Below are 14,035 nucleotides of genomic sequence, written 5' to 3' on the forward strand. Positions count from 1 at the left end.
ATTGGATAAACAGTTATGACGAATACAGCTCCTGTCGATAATCGCCGCGCCGATCTGGTGCGGGTGGCCGCGCGGCTGTTCCGCGAGCGCGGCTTCGACGGCACCACCACGCGCGACATCGCCGACGCCGTCGGCATGCGCTCCGGCAGTCCGTTCTATCACTTCAAGAGCAAGCAGGAGATTCTCGCGGCAGTGATGGAGGAGGGGCTGGTGGCGGGCCTGCCGGCCGCCGAGGACATCGCCGCAGGCAAGCTGCCGCCGCGCGCCAAGTTCCAGGCGCTGGTGCGCGCCCACCTGGAGATCGTGCTGGGCGAAGGCCACGACTTCATCCCCGTGTTGCTGTACGACTGGCGCCGCCTGACGCCCGAGCTGCGCGAGCGTGTGCAGGTGCTGCGCGACCGCTACGACCAGCTGTGGCAGGATGTGGTGAGCGAATTGTCGGCCGCCGGCCTGCTGCGCAGCGACAGCGCGGTCGCCCGTTTGCTGCTGATGGGGGCGATCAACTACAGCGTGCTGTGGTACAAACCGGGGCAGGGATCGGACCTGGACCAGATCGCGGAAGAGGCGGTTGCGATGTTTCTGGGCCCTGAGGCCTAGTATAATGAGCAGCACATACCGATTACAAAAGAGCACACAATGAAACAAGATCCGCGCTTTCCCAACCTGTTCATCACCGACCACCCGCTGATTCAACATAAACTGAGCCACATGCGCGCCAAGGATACGTCGACCCGTACCTTCCGCGACCTGCTCAAGGAAATCACGCTGTTGATGGGTTACGAAATCACCCGCGATCTGCCGCTGACCACCCGCACCATCGAAACCCCTCTGATGACCATAGACGCTCCGGTCATCGCCGGCCGCAAACTGGCCATCGTTCCCATCCTGCGCGCCGGCATCGGCATGAGCGACGGGCTGCTGGACCTGGTGCCGTCGGCACGCGTCGGCCACATCGGCGTGTTCCGCGACCCGGAAACCCACCAGCCGGTGGAATACCTGGTGCGCCTGCCGGACACCGTGGAACGTACCTTCATCCTGTGCGACCCGATGGTGGCGACGGGTAATTCGGCCGTGCACGCGGTCGACGTGCTGAAAAAGCGCGGCGTCACCGACGACCAGATCATCTTCCTGGCGCTGGTCGCCGCACCGGAAGGCATCGCAGTGTTCCAGAAAGCGCATCCGGGCGTGAAGATCTACTGCGCCTCGCTTGATTCGCACCTGAACGACCACGCCTACATCGTGCCTGGCCTGGGCGATGCCGGCGACCGTATCTTCGGCACCAAGTAATTCAACGGACCCGCGCGATGGCAACCCCAGTCGATCCCGATTTCCGCGCCCGCCTGGCGGTGCTGAATGCAAAATTCGCCGTCACCGTGCCGGTGACGATGGAAAAGATCGCCCAGGCGCTCGCCGCGTGCAAGGCTGCGCCGGGCGATTTGCCGCCGGAGGCCGATCTGCACCAGTTGCATGAGCTGCTGCACGGCGTTGCCGGCTCGGCCGGCACCTTCGGTTTCGGCATGCTGGGGCAGCAGGCGCGGCGCATCGAACACATGGTGCGCGGCGTTCTGACCGAGCATACGGGCTGGCCGGCGGTGATTCCAGAGGTCGAACAGCTGCTGAAATGGGCCGAACGTGACGCGCAAGCAACAACTTATGATTAAGTGTGCGCTTGATCCAGCTCAAGTCCGGTACTATTAAATTGTCTATAGTGACACACACGCCCTGGTGGACGAGGAAGTTGAGCGACGGAAAGCCTTTGTTTACGGTGTTTTCTACCAAAAAATATTTGGCTTTGCATTTATTTTCGCGAAAACGTGCTTTTCTCTCGTAAATGGGTATAATGCGGGATCGTTTAGATTCAAGAGTAGTGCAGTTTGTCTGTCATTTCTTTCTTGCCTCAAACGATATCACGGGCGCAAGCCCAACTTAACTGAAATAGGAATTGTAATGGCAACTGGTATCGTAAAATGGTTCAATGATTCGAAGGGCTTCGGCTTTATCACCCCGGACGAAGGCGGCGAAGATCTGTTCGCTCACTTCTCGGCGATTCAGTCCGCAGGCTTCAAGTCGCTGCAAGAGAACCAACGCGTTTCTTTTGAAGTGACCGCTGGTCCTAAGGGCAAGCAAGCTTCGAACATTCAGCCACTGTAATACGCTGAATCAAACGAAATAAAGAAATCCTCGGTACCCGAGGATTTTTTTTCGCCCGCGTTTTCGTGCGGGCTGTTAAAACTGCATGATTTCCCGCCGCTATTTCCAGGATTTGCGCCAGTAGTCCGGCTGCGCGTAGGTGTGCCGCAGGAAGTCCACGAACGCCCGTATCCGCAGCGGCAGGTGGCGGCGCTGCGCGAACACCGCGTAGATATCGTTGCCTGGCGCCGAATGCTCGTTGAGCACGGTCTGCAGCTTGCCCGCTTCGATCTCGTTGCCCACTTCCCACATCGAACGCCACGCCAGGCCTTTGCCGGCCAGCGCCCAGTCGTGCAGCACCTGGCCGTCGTTGCTGCCCATGTTGCCGCTGACTTTCATCACCACATTCTTGCCGTTGTCGCGGAAGGTCCAGCCGCGCTGGCTGCCTTCGCTGCTGATCGCCAGGCAGTTGTGCTTGGCCAGGTCGGCCAGCGTCTTGGGTTCGCCGTGGCGCTTGACGTAGGAGGGCGCGGCCACCACCACGCGCTCGTTGTCGGCCAGTTTGACGCTGACCAGGTTGGAGTCGGACAGGCTGGCGATGCGGATCGCCACATCGATGCCTTCGCCGACGATGTCGACCACGCGGTCGCTCATGTTCAGGGTGACGCTGACGTCGCGGTGCTCGGCCAGGAAGGACGGGATCAGCGGCGCCACGTGCTGGCGCCCGAAACCGGCCGGCGCAGAGATCATCAGGTGGCCGGTGGCGTGCGCGCTGCGTTCGGCGACGGCGGTTTCGGCTTCCTCCAGCTCGGCCAGGATGCGCTGGCAATCCTCAAGAAACGCTGCGCCCTCGTTGGTCAGCGCCAGTTTGCGCGTTGTGCGTTGCAAAAGTTTGACACCCAAACGGCTTTCCAGCGCATCCAGGCGACGGCCTATCATGGCCGGGGCGATGCCCTCGGCGCGCGCGGCGGCCGACAGGCTGCCCTTGGAAACCACCTCCACGAAGGTGGAAATCTGCCTGAATTGACCCATGAGCTTGCTGTCCCCGTCACTTGTGATAAAAACGCATAGATGATGTGATTTTTAGTCTTGTTTGCATAACTTATTAGTGAATATACTGTAAAACATATCGGGGCGTAACTGAGCCTGCACACTAAAAGAATCGGCGTGCAACAAGAAGGCCAGTGCTTATAATTTGATCTTGTAGTTAATATTTTCTTTCGGAGATAGCACATGACGCAGTCCACCATCACTCTGCCGGCAGGCATGGAAATCACGGGCGAGATCAAGCCTGGTTACGCAAACATCCTGACCACCGAGGCACTGTCGCTGGTGGTCAAGCTGACGCGCGAATTCGAATCGCGCCGCCAACAATTGCTGGCTGTGCGCGTCGAGCGCGCCAAGCGCCTGGACGCCGGCGAGCGTCCCGACTTCCTGCCTGAAACCGCGCACATCCGCGCCGGCGACTGGAAGATCGCACCGATTCCGAAGGCGCTGGAATGCCGCCGCGTGGAAATCACCGGCCCGGTCGAGCGCAAGATGGTCATCAACGCCTTCAACTCGGGCGCCGACAGCTACATGACCGACTTCGAGGATTCGAACACGCCGAACTGGGACAACCAGATCACCGGCCAGATCAATATGTTCGACGCTGTGCGCCGCACCATTTCGCTGGAGCAGAACGGCAAGTCCTACAAGCTGAACGACAAGATCGCGACGCTGGTGGTGCGCCCACGCGGCTGGCACCTGGACGAGAAGCACGTGCTGGTCGACGGCAAGCGCATCTCCGGCGGCATCTTCGACTTCGCGCTGTTCATGTTCCACAACGCCAAAGAGCAACTGGCGCGCGGCGCCGGCCCTTACTTCTACCTGCCGAAGATGGAGTCGCACCTGGAAGCCCGCCTGTGGAACGACATCTTCGTGATGACGCAAAACGAACTGGGCCTGCCACAAGGCACGATCAAGGCCACCGTGCTGATCGAGACCATCCTGGCCGCCTTCGAAATGGATGAAATCCTGTACGAACTGCGCGAGCACAGCTCGGGCCTGAACGCCGGCCGCTGGGACTACATCTTCTCGTGCATCAAGAAGTTCAAGCTGGACAAGGATTTCTGCCTGGCCGACCGCGCCAAGGTGACGATGACCGCGCCGTTCATGCGCGCCTACGCCTTGCTGCTGCTGAAGACCTGCCACAAGCGCAACGCGCCGGCGATCGGCGGCATGGCTGCGCTGATCCCGATCAAGAACGATCCGGAGAAAAACGAAGTCGCCATGGGCGGCGTGCGCAACGACAAGGCGCGCGACGCCACCGACGGCTACGACGGCGGCTGGGTTGCCCACCCGGGCCTGGTGGAACTGGCGATGACCGAGTTCACCAAGGTGTTGGGCGACAAGCCCAACCAGATCGACAAACAGCGTCCGGACATCGACGTGAGCGCCGCGCAACTGCTGGACTTCAAGCCGGAAGCGCCGATCACCGAAGCCGGCCTGCGTTACAACATCAACGTCGGTATCCACTACCTGGGCAGCTGGCTGGCCGGTAATGGTTGCGTGCCTATCCACAACCTGATGGAAGATGCGGCGACGGCGGAAATCAGCCGCTCGCAAGTGTGGCAGTGGATCCGCTCGGACAAGGGCGTGCTGGAAGACGGCCGCAAAGTCACTGCCGACATGGTGCGCGCAATGATCAAGGAAGAACTGGTCAAGGTGCAGCGCGATGCGCCTGGCGGCGACGGTCCGACCTACGTTCGCGCCGGCCACATCTTTGAAGAGATGTCGACCTCGACCGAGTTCGCAGAGTTCCTGACCCTGCCGCTGTACGAAGAGATCTAAAAACCAACGGCCCGCAAGGGCCGTTTTTCATTAGAAGTCATTTTTCCACAAGCGCAGCGCGGTGAAGGTGGCCAGCGGCGTATCGACGCGGTCCAGCCGTCCGGCGCTGACCAATTGTTCGGCGATGGCCGTCTCCCGGTAGCGCAGGAAGGGATTGGTCGCCTTTTCCACGCCTATCGTGCTCGGCACCGTCGGCACATTGTGCTCGCGCTTGTCGGTCTCCGTCTTCACTCTTTCCTGCAGCGCCAGATTATCCGGATCCACCACGCGCGCGAAGCGCAGATTGGATAGCGTATATTCGTGGGCGCAGTAGATCTTGGTATCATCGGGAAGCGCGGCCAGTTTGCCCAGGGAGCTGATCATCTGCGCCGGCGTGCCTTCGAACAGGCGTCCGCAACCGCCGGCGAACAGCGTGTCGCCGCAGAACAGCCAGGTCGGCTCGTCGCCGGACGGCTCGCGCACGTAGGCGATGTGGCCCATGGTGTGGCCGGGAACGTCCAGCACCGACAGCCGCAACGGCAGGCCGGGCACGTCGATCTGCTTGCCTTCGCCGACGGGCAGGGTGATGGCGGCGATGCTCTCGTTGCGCGGGCCGAAAACGGGAACCTGATAATGCTGTAATAATTCAGGAACGCCGCCAATATGGTCAGCATGGTGATGGGTGAGTAGAATGGCGGTGAGCTTGAGCCCGTTCGCCTTGAGTGCCGCCAGGATGGGTTTGGCGTCACCGGGGTCGACTGCGACGGCGTGGCTGCCGTCATGAATCAGCCACAGATAGTTGTCGTGGAACGCGGGAACCGTCAGAACACTAAGAGCTTGAGTAGAAGAATTGGTCATTGGATCGCAAAAGGCTGGGCATGGACAAGGCAGGATCGGAGAAATCCATTATAGCGCTGGAAGGCTGGCTGCAAACGCCCGCCGGTGTGTACTTGCGTGAGTGGGAACAAACCTGTCTCGATAATTTAACAGCCGATATCTTCGGATACAACGCAGTGCAGATCGGCATGCCTCAAATTGATGCACTGGCGGCCAGCCGCATGCCGTACAAGCTGCTGGCCGACCGCAAGGTGCGTCCGGGTGCCGGGCTGCGACCGGTCTCGCTGACGCTCGATTACACCGAGCTGCCGTTCGCTTCGCAATCGATAGACCTGGTGGTGCTGCCGCACGTGCTGGAATTTTCCACCGATCCGCACCAGGTGTTGCGGGAAGTCGAGCGGGTGCTGATCCCGGAAGGACAGCTGATCATCTGCGGCTTCAACCCGGCCAGCCTGTGGGGCGCGCGCCATGTGCTGCGGCGCGTCGGCGGCACCTCCTTCCTGCCGCGCACGGAGGAGTTGATCTCTATGCCGCGCATGAAAGACTGGTTAAAATTATTGAATATGGGCGCCAGCCAGAGTCATTTCGGCTGCTACGCGCCAGCCTGCCGCACGGAAAAATGGCTGCATCGCTACGCATTCATGGATAATGCCGGCTCGCGCTGGTGGCCGTATTTCGGCGGCGTCTACATCGTGCAAGCGATCAAGCGCGTGAAAGGCATGCATTTGATCGGTCCGGCTTGGACCAAAAAAACGGCGTCGGCCCCCGCGGTCGTCCCGGCAACAAATAAAAGGCGGGAACAGCAGGATGGATAAGGTAGAGATTTTTACGGATGGCGCATGCAAGGGCAATCCCGGCCTCGGCGGCTGGGGCGCATTCCTGGTGGCCGAAGGCGCCGAAAAGGAAATTTGCGGCGGCACGCGCGACACCACCAACAACCGCATGGAATTGCAGGCGGTGATCGAAGCGTTGAACGCGCTCAAGCGTCCCTGCATGGTGACGCTGCACACCGACAGCCAGTATGTGCAAAAAGGTATCAGCGAGTGGATACACGGCTGGAAGGCGCGCGGCTGGAAGACCGCCGCCAAGGAGCCGGTCAAGAACGAAGACCTATGGCGCGCGCTGGACGCCGCCCAGGCCATGCACACCGTCGAATGGCGCTGGGTGCGCGGCCACAACGGCCACCCGGGCAACGAGCGGGCCGACATGCTGGCCAACCGCGGCGTCGAGCTGGCCCGCAGCCGTTGACCGTCCGCGGCCTGTTATACTTGACGACCAGATTCATCACGGAACACTATGCGCCAAATCGTACTCGATACTGAAACCACCGGTATCAACCCCAAGCTGGGCAACCGCATCCTGGAGATCGGCTGCGTCGAGCTGCACAACCGCATGCTGACGGGGAATAATCTCCACTTCTACATCAATCCGGAGCGCGAATCGGAAGAGGGTGCGCTGAACGTCCACGGCCTGACCACCGAGTTCTTGAGCGACAAGCCGAAGTTCCGCGAGATCGTCGAGCAGTTGCGCGAGTACGTACGGGGCGCCGAAGTCATCATCCACAATGCGCCGTTCGATCTGGGTTTCCTGAATCACGAGTTCAAGCTGTTGAACCTGCCGGACTTCAGCAGCCACATCGGCGGTGTCATCGACACGCTGGTGCAGGCCAAGGAACTCCATCCCGGCAAACGCAACTCGCTCGATGCGCTGTGCGACCGCTACGGCGTGTCGAACTCGCACCGCAAGCTGCACGGCGCGTTGCTCGATGCCGAGCTGCTGGCCGACGTCTACCTGGCGATGACGCGCGGGCAGAACAGCCTGGGCATGGATGCGGAAGAAGAAGTGGTGGCCGGCGCCGAGCTGTTGGAGCCGGTGCCGCTAGCCGACATCATCTTCATGCCGGCCTCGGAAGACGAGCTGGCTGCGCATGCCGCCACGCTGGCCGGGCTGGACAAGGCGGTCAAGGGGCAGTGCATCTGGACCGCGACCATGGCGCCGCCGGCCGCCGGCTGATAATTTTCATTGCGGGTCTTCCCTAGTCGGGAGGATGTGTGCGATAATTCGCCCCGCTTCGGGAGGTTAGCTCAGGGGTAGAGCACTGCATTCACACTGCAGGGGTCGCAAGTTCGAAACTTGCACTTCCCACCAAGAATACGTTTGATATCAAGGGCTTACGAGAAATCGTAAAGCCCTTTTTTCATGCCCTACTGAAAAGTACGGAAAAAGTACGGAAAACGTCGGCGGATGTGGTTGGACTTGTGTGGACACCTGCATTGACGCTGGAGGTGCCGAGCTCCTCCCTTGGCGCCACGATTTTCTCTGATGACTTCATGCGCCTATTAGCTAAGTTCGAAGCCGAAGTCTCCGCCATAGTTGACTTCATTTCTGTCCGCAATTCAACTCTGAAGTTGCTGTGCAGGCAGTGCTTATGCGGACTTTGGACGTTTGTGGACGTACCTGGACTTCGATTCTCACCGTCTCCGCCAGTATTTTTAAAAACCCGCTTCGGCGGGTTTTTTTATTTGTACGCTCTCATAGGAGAAACGGCCTTTTTGCTATCCAGTGACGTCCGCCGTTGTCCGCCCTAATCCAGCCTCGCTGGAGGGGTAGGCGGGCGGGTTGGAATAGTTCGACGGACTAAAACGCCGCTAGGCCTGACAAGGCCTATTTCGCTGGCATCTTCCCCTAAGAGCTACCGGCACCGTACCTTCCTGCATCAATGCCGCATGCCGTAGCAGCGTTAGAATCGGCGTGTAGCGGCGTTTGGAGGAGGGGATGGCCCAGATCAATCGGCTCACAGTGCTCGGCATGCGCCAGGCCAGGCGTCCGGGCTACTATGCCGACGGCGGTGGCCTGCAGTTGCAAGTGTCCGCCACGGGCACGCAGAGTTGGGTATTCCGCTACCGGCGCGCCGGGAAACGCCACGAGATGGGGCTTGGATCGGCCCAGGTCGTCGGCTTGGCGCGTGCGCGGGAACTGGCGCGGGCCTGCCGCCTGTTATTGCTGGAAGGGCGCGATCCGCTCACCGAGCGCAAGCAGGCGCGTGCCATGCAGGCTGCCCAGCAATCCCGGCGCATGACTTTCGACCAGTGCGCCGCCGGCTACATCCAGGCCCACCAGGGCGGGTGGCGCAACCCCAAGCATGTGGCGCAATGGAAAAACACGCTGGCGACCTACGCGTCGCCGGTGATCGGCGCGCTGCCGGTGGCCGATGTCGACACCGCCCTCGTGGTCAAGGTGCTCGCGCCGATCTGGAACACCAAGAACGAAACGGCAACCCGCCTGCGCGGGCGCATCGAGAGCATCCTCGACTGGGCGACGGTGAGCAGTTTCCGGGAGGGCGAAAACCCGGCGCGCTGGCGCGGGCACCTCGACAACCTGCTGGCCAACCCGAGCAAGGTGGCTCCGGTCAAAAACCACCCCGCGTTGCCGTGGCGCGAGACCGCCGCCTTCATGATGGAATTGCGCCGCCGCGAGGGTGTGTCCGCCCGCGCCATGGAGTTCGCCATCCTGACCGCAGCGCGGTCGGGCGAGGTGCGTGGCGCCACTTGGGCGGAGGTGGATCTGAAAGCGCGCCTATGGACCGTGCCGGCCGAGCGGATGAAGGCGGGAAAGGAGCACCGGGTGCCGCTCTCGGACGCCGCCTTGGACCTCTTGGGCGCCTTGCCGTGCATGTGCGAGCTGCTGTTCCCGGGGACGAAAGACCAGCCGTTGTCCGATATGAGCCTGACGGCCGTGCTGCGGCGCATGCAGCGCACCGATATCACGGTCCATGGTTTTCGTTCCACCTTCCGCGACTGGTGTGCGGAGGCGGCCGGCAATTCCTTCTCGCGTGAGGTGTGCGAGCATGCGCTGGCTCACAGCCTACCTGACCGGGTGGAGGCCGCCTATCGGCGCGGGGACCTGCTGGACAAGCGTATTGCACTGATGCAAGCTTGGGCCGAATACTGCTGCCGTAGCCACTGAGTCCGTAGCTAGCCGCACCTAACGGGGTAGGGCTGGCCTGCTGCTCTGACGCTTGGGGAATGGGGACGCGCGACCGCGTTGAGACGAGCCATTTTAGTCAACGTGAGACAAATGGATAGATTCCGATGGGTGAAATTGTGTCAAAATGCAACATAAGTTACTTGAGGTAATTTTTTGAAATGAGAAGAAAATGTATGATCATTTAGATATCGATGTTGATTGTAATGGATGGTGCATCCATCGGCGTGCGAATAATATCGTTCGCCGATTCCTGTTTTTTACTTGCATGATGCTAGCTTTTCGGCCCATCCATGCTGAGCCGACACATTGCATTCGCCTCAGTGCTTCGGAGTTAGGCCGATTGCCGCATGTTGGCGCAACTGGGGCCATTATCGGGCACATAGGTGGAGTGCCGATGGCACTTCGCAGCGCTGCGTTGGCTGTGATGGAGTTCGATGACAACCTCAAGGTTGCCGCGTCGCCGTCCTACCGTCGCCCGATCAGAGACTTTGGCCTCGACACTGATTTGCAGATGCTTCCCCGACTCAACAATCGCGAGTCGGAGGCGTTTCATGGGACTGATTCCGTCAGCACCAAGCTCCGGGTGAGAATCAACGCCAACTCAAATTACTATGGACCGCAAAGCGTTACCAACTTGGTAAACAATTATGTCGTAAACCTTCCGTTCACCTATGTACGTGAAAAGGAGCGCGTCTTCGGTCTGGATTTGTATCGACCGGCGATTGCCGCTGACGGTGGAAATATCGTCCGCCCTCCAAATAATCAGGCAAATAAAAATATTTACACGTATCGCGCTTCATCAGATCAATCTGCCACGTTTATTTCGTGTAGTAACTCAATTTTTGCAACGGCATCATGTCAAATGCAATTCACATTGGAACCGAAGCTGCCTGCTGTGGTCTCTGTTAGCCTCAACAGAAAACTTTTGCCAGCTTGGATGGAAATAAAGCAACGTGTCGCCGCGTCGCTCACCAATTTTTGCGTAAACTAAGTTTAACTCTTTATTTTTTATTTCATATGTCTAACAAACCAGAACCGCTTTCCCTTACACAGTTAAATAATTTGCAGCAATTCATTTCCAATGGAGATTTACATGGCTTTTATAAGCGCATGGAAAATAGCGGATATGAATATGCAGGTTGGGCAGATGGTGTCGCATCCGGAAATTCTATTGCGGGTATTGCTGCCACTGATTTCTTGAAAGGCACCGCGTTGATGGGCGCCGGCGGTAGAGCTTCTCAAAATCTTTCCAGTGATCAAATAAACGCGATTAAAAAAGAGATGGCGCAAGTCTATCTGGATACATTGACTAATATCGCAACTGAAGGCGGTGGGTCGGTGTCTCGCGACGTCAACGCCAGCGAAACGTGGGATTTTCACAAGACTGTCTTTGAAAATAACGGTCTCGGAATTGAAAACTGGACGTTGGATGCACCTTTCCAAGCGATGCGCAAACTGAGGGGGGATGCCGGCGTGGAGGCAATGTGGGATGGTCTGAGAGAAACGGGCGGATCTGGGCCTGACGCGCTCATCCGAAATTCTGAGGTACTTTACCTCATGGAGGTTATGAAAGACTCGCCTGATCCAGCGATGCGCAAAATGGCAACGGAATGGCTTGGTCAGGTTCCGGGGATCTATGACGGGGGGCAAATGCTACGCTCGGTCAAGAATGTCCTCGACTTGGCTAAGTTAATGGCGCCGGACGCGAACAACCTGACCAGCACGCCGTATCAACCAGGGCGTGGACTTTGGCCTGGAGAGATCGAGCACGCCCGGGATATATTTGATAAGGCGCGGAAGACAGTTTCCCCCCTCGTGCTTGACTTGGATGGCAATGGCATCTCGACCGTCTCTGCCGCAGCTGGCGTGCATTTCGATCACGACGGAAATAACTTTTCGGAGTTGACCGGATGGGTCAGTGGCGGAGATGGCCTGCTAGTTCTTGATCGAAACGGCAATGGCACCATCGACAGCGGACGGGAACTGTTTGGAAATCAAACAAGGGACGCTGGCGGAAATCAATCTTCGAACGGATTTGAAGCGTTAGAGGCGCTCGATGACAATCAAGATCATCGAATTGACGCCGCTGACAAAGGTTTTAATGCCCTGCGCGTGTGGATTGACAAGAACTACGATGGTCGTTCGACAGTGGATGAGCTTCACACCCTGAATGAGTTACACATTCAGTCCTTGAGTACATCTTATGCTAATACCTCAGGCATCGACGATTCCGGAAATGAAATTCGCCAACAGGGGACTTACTCGTTGGTTGGCGGGCAAACCCATGTTTTAGCTGATGTCTGGTTCAAAACGGATTTAGCCATCACTGTGCAGGCGGCCCAGATAGCGGTTAGCGATGAAATCGCGGCGTTGCCGGACTTTGCTGGATCCGGCAACGTGCCGACCCTGCATCAGGCTATGGCCATGGATGATTCCGGGGAAATTAAGAAAATTGTGAAGGAGATAACGAAGGCATCGAGCTCACAGCTAAGTGCCCTGGTTGATTCCTTGCTTTTAAATTGGACGGGAGCACTCAAGCAGCCGACAGAAACGTTTATTCAAAAATATGCTGTCGAGCAATTGCTTGGAGAGGCTTTTGGGTTGGGGCAGATCGGACCAAATCAACACGATAAAATACTGGATACTTATGTTAGCCTCAGGAAGGCTGTCGAACTTAAATTTATAGATATTTTGCCCGAAATTCAATCTATAAATAAACTGGTCCGTTTCGATCTGGATAGCGATACGCTCAAAGTTAAGGTGAACGTTGATGCTGTTAAATCTTTTTTAAGTGCAGGTTTTCTCTCCGATCCAGCATCTATGTCGGTCACTTTAGAAAATTATGGCCGAACACTTGACGCCCATGCCGAAGCGGGACAGCTGATTGCGCAAGCGCTTGCCCAAGGCGAGGCCGGCGATGATTTCCTGGTGGCGATATCCAATGCACAAACGGAAGTGCATGGCTACGGTGGCAATGACACGTTAGTATCGGTTGGGTTCGCATCGATATTGGAGGGAGGTCGCGGAAACGACGAGATATACAGTGGAAAAGAGGACAATATATTCTTGTTCAATAAGGGCGATGGACAGGATCGTATTCATGATACCGGCGGGTTCGATAAAATTATTTTCGGTCCGGGAATCTCCAGCGCCAGCGATGTGGAATTGTTACGAGTTGGTGCAGACCTTGTTGTCAAAATTAAATCTGACATTAGTTCGGAGGTAGATCAAGTAACTGTCGTTAATTGGTATGGCAGCGCCGAGAACAGCTTGGAAAGCATGGTCTTTAGCGATGGTGTTATTTGGGATCGGACAACAATTGCTGATCATGTAGTTACATTCGTGGCCGGCACCGCTGGCGATGATACGTTGACGGCGGCACTAAATAGTGTGACCACGATCTATGGTTTCGCCGGGAATGACAGCCTAACCGGCGGCAATATGACCGATACACTCGATGGCGGTGACGGTGACGATGCTCTGACGGGCGGGGCCGGCAACGACGTATTGATCGGCGGCGCCGGCAACGATACCTTGAATGGCGGGGTCGGCAGTGACATTCTGGTTGGTGGCAAGGGAAACGATGTGCTCACGGGCGAAGGCGGCTCGGATACCTATCGTCTGGCGGTTGGAGACGGACTGGACCGCATCGTCGATGCCTATACCGACCACTCCACCGACGTGCTGGAATTCACGGACCTCGCTTCGACCGCCGACATCGTGTTGCATCGACAGGGCGGCGATTTGGTGATCGATTATGGAAGCGGCGATCAGGTGACTGTCGCCTACCAGTTGGGCGGGTCGGATGAAGGTGGCATTGAAAAGATCATGTTCAGTGACGGTGTCAGCTGGGACCGGACGACAATCGCAGCCCACGTGGTTACGTCGATTACCGGTACTGCGGGGGACGATACGCTGACCTCTCCGGGCGATGTCGGTTATAAGGTCTACGGTCTTGCCGGTAACGATACCTTAAATGGTGGCGATCCAGCCGATATGCTTGACGGCGGCGACGGCAACGACACCCTCGCGGGTTTTGGCGGTAATGACGTTTTGCTTGGCGGCGCCGGTAACGATACCTTAAATGGCGGGGTCGGCAATGACATTCTCGTTGGCGGCAAAGGTAATGATGTACTCATCGGTGAACGTGGGTCGGATACCTATCGCCTGGCGGTCGGCGATGGACTGGACCGCATCGTCGATGCCTATACCGACAACTCCACCGACGTGCTGGAATTCACAGACCTCGCTTCGACCGCCGACATCGTGC

The 14,035-nt window shown here is 58.0% G+C and carries 13 protein-coding genes and 1 tRNA gene; 12 read left to right on the top strand and 2 right to left on the bottom strand.

What is annotated here, in order from left to right; all coding sequences use genetic code 11:
* The first annotated feature begins 15 nt into the window (after positions 1-15).
* The 4 genes from DUGA2_RS23120 to DUGA2_RS23135 all read left to right on the top strand — a co-directional run bounded on the left by DUGA2_RS23120 (position 16) and on the right by DUGA2_RS23135 (position 2,151).
* A complete protein-coding gene (locus DUGA2_RS23120) occupies positions 16-597 on the top strand; it encodes a TetR/AcrR family transcriptional regulator (RefSeq protein ID WP_008448159.1) in 582 nt (193 codons plus the stop codon).
* Positions 598-636: 39 nt separating this feature from the next.
* Complete coding sequence (upp, locus tag DUGA2_RS23125) at positions 637-1,287, top strand: uracil phosphoribosyltransferase (RefSeq protein ID WP_008448161.1); 651 nt, start codon at positions 637-639, stop codon at positions 1,285-1,287.
* A 17-nt stretch (positions 1,288-1,304) separates the two neighbouring features.
* Positions 1,305-1,661 (top strand): Hpt domain-containing protein, encoded by a 357-nt coding sequence (locus DUGA2_RS23130; RefSeq protein WP_070271767.1) that lies wholly within the window; start codon positions 1,305-1,307, stop codon positions 1,659-1,661.
* Between the two features lie 286 nt (positions 1,662-1,947).
* The gene (locus DUGA2_RS23135; RefSeq protein ID WP_008448165.1) at positions 1,948-2,151 is read left to right on the top strand and encodes a cold-shock protein; all 204 of its coding nucleotides are present in this window, start codon (positions 1,948-1,950) and stop codon (positions 2,149-2,151) included.
* A gap of 99 nt (positions 2,152-2,250) precedes the next feature.
* Here DUGA2_RS23135 and DUGA2_RS23140 read toward each other — a convergent pair whose 3' ends face one another.
* Entirely contained in the window at positions 2,251-3,162 is a 912-nt protein-coding gene (locus DUGA2_RS23140) for a LysR family transcriptional regulator (protein ID WP_070271768.1), read from the bottom strand.
* Between the two features lie 201 nt (positions 3,163-3,363).
* Between DUGA2_RS23140 and aceB the strand changes: the two genes are divergently transcribed.
* Complete coding sequence (gene aceB / locus DUGA2_RS23145) at positions 3,364-4,962, top strand: malate synthase A (protein ID WP_070271769.1); 1,599 nt, start codon at positions 3,364-3,366, stop codon at positions 4,960-4,962.
* Between the two features lie 30 nt (positions 4,963-4,992).
* On the opposite strand, the gene gloB is transcribed toward aceB, so the two are convergent.
* Positions 4,993-5,799 carry a hydroxyacylglutathione hydrolase gene (gene gloB / locus DUGA2_RS23150; RefSeq protein ID WP_070271770.1) on the bottom strand — a complete coding sequence of 269 codons (807 nt, stop codon included), beginning with the start codon at positions 5,797-5,799 and terminating at the stop codon, positions 4,993-4,995.
* A 20-nt stretch (positions 5,800-5,819) separates the two neighbouring features.
* On the opposite strand from gloB, the gene DUGA2_RS23155 reads away from it, so the two are divergent.
* The 7 genes from DUGA2_RS23155 to DUGA2_RS23180 form a co-directional block, all read left to right on the top strand.
* A complete protein-coding gene (locus DUGA2_RS23155; protein ID WP_070271771.1) occupies positions 5,820-6,593 on the top strand; it encodes a class I SAM-dependent methyltransferase in 774 nt (257 codons plus the stop codon).
* Positions 6,586-7,026, top strand: coding sequence for a ribonuclease HI (gene rnhA / locus DUGA2_RS23160; RefSeq protein ID WP_008448176.1), 441 nt, complete (start codon positions 6,586-6,588; stop codon positions 7,024-7,026). Before DUGA2_RS23155 ends, rnhA begins: the two co-directional genes overlap by 8 nt.
* Before the next feature lie 48 nt (positions 7,027-7,074).
* Positions 7,075-7,791 carry a DNA polymerase III subunit epsilon gene (gene dnaQ / locus DUGA2_RS23165; protein WP_070271772.1) on the top strand — a complete coding sequence of 239 codons (717 nt, stop codon included), beginning with the start codon at positions 7,075-7,077 and terminating at the stop codon, positions 7,789-7,791.
* 60 nt (positions 7,792-7,851) lie between these two features.
* Positions 7,852-7,926: transfer RNA gene (locus DUGA2_RS23170), tRNA-Val, on the top strand.
* A 627-nt stretch (positions 7,927-8,553) separates the two neighbouring features.
* On the top strand, positions 8,554-9,744 hold the full coding sequence (locus DUGA2_RS23175; RefSeq protein ID WP_070271773.1) for a site-specific integrase: 1,191 nt from the start codon (positions 8,554-8,556) through the stop codon (positions 9,742-9,744).
* 190 nt (positions 9,745-9,934) lie between these two features.
* Positions 9,935-10,756: a hypothetical protein gene (locus DUGA2_RS33725; protein WP_141753356.1), complete on the top strand. Its 822-nt coding sequence runs from the start codon at positions 9,935-9,937 to the stop codon at positions 10,754-10,756.
* Positions 10,699-14,035: calcium-binding protein (locus DUGA2_RS23180; RefSeq protein ID WP_286162318.1), on the top strand; the 3,337-nt coding region annotated here is incomplete at its 3' end. The genes DUGA2_RS33725 and DUGA2_RS23180, both read left to right, overlap by 58 nt.

This window comes from Duganella sp. HH101 (assembly GCF_001758795.1).
GTDB lineage: Bacteria > Pseudomonadota > Gammaproteobacteria > Burkholderiales > Burkholderiaceae_D > Rugamonas > Rugamonas rivuli.

Coding starts and splice junctions, on each gene's coding strand:
- dnaQ (WP_070271772.1), top strand. CDS start 7,075: ATGCGCCAAATCGTACTCGATACTGAAACCACCGGTATCAACCCCAAG.
- DUGA2_RS23130 (WP_070271767.1), top strand. CDS start 1,305: ATGGCAACCCCAGTCGATCCCGATTTCCGCGCCCGCCTGGCGGTGCTG.
- DUGA2_RS23135 (WP_008448165.1), top strand. CDS start 1,948: ATGGCAACTGGTATCGTAAAATGGTTCAATGATTCGAAGGGCTTCGGC.
- DUGA2_RS23155 (WP_070271771.1), top strand. CDS start 5,820: ATGGACAAGGCAGGATCGGAGAAATCCATTATAGCGCTGGAAGGCTGG.
- upp (WP_008448161.1), top strand. CDS start 637: ATGAAACAAGATCCGCGCTTTCCCAACCTGTTCATCACCGACCACCCG.
- rnhA (WP_008448176.1), top strand. CDS start 6,586: ATGGATAAGGTAGAGATTTTTACGGATGGCGCATGCAAGGGCAATCCC.
- DUGA2_RS23120 (WP_008448159.1), top strand. CDS start 16: ATGACGAATACAGCTCCTGTCGATAATCGCCGCGCCGATCTGGTGCGG.
- DUGA2_RS23140 (WP_070271768.1), bottom strand. CDS start 3,162: ATGGGTCAATTCAGGCAGATTTCCACCTTCGTGGAGGTGGTTTCCAAG.
- DUGA2_RS23175 (WP_070271773.1), top strand. CDS start 8,554: ATGGCCCAGATCAATCGGCTCACAGTGCTCGGCATGCGCCAGGCCAGG.
- DUGA2_RS33725 (WP_141753356.1), top strand. CDS start 9,935: ATGTATGATCATTTAGATATCGATGTTGATTGTAATGGATGGTGCATC.
- aceB (WP_070271769.1), top strand. CDS start 3,364: ATGACGCAGTCCACCATCACTCTGCCGGCAGGCATGGAAATCACGGGC.
- gloB (WP_070271770.1), bottom strand. CDS start 5,799: ATGACCAATTCTTCTACTCAAGCTCTTAGTGTTCTGACGGTTCCCGCG.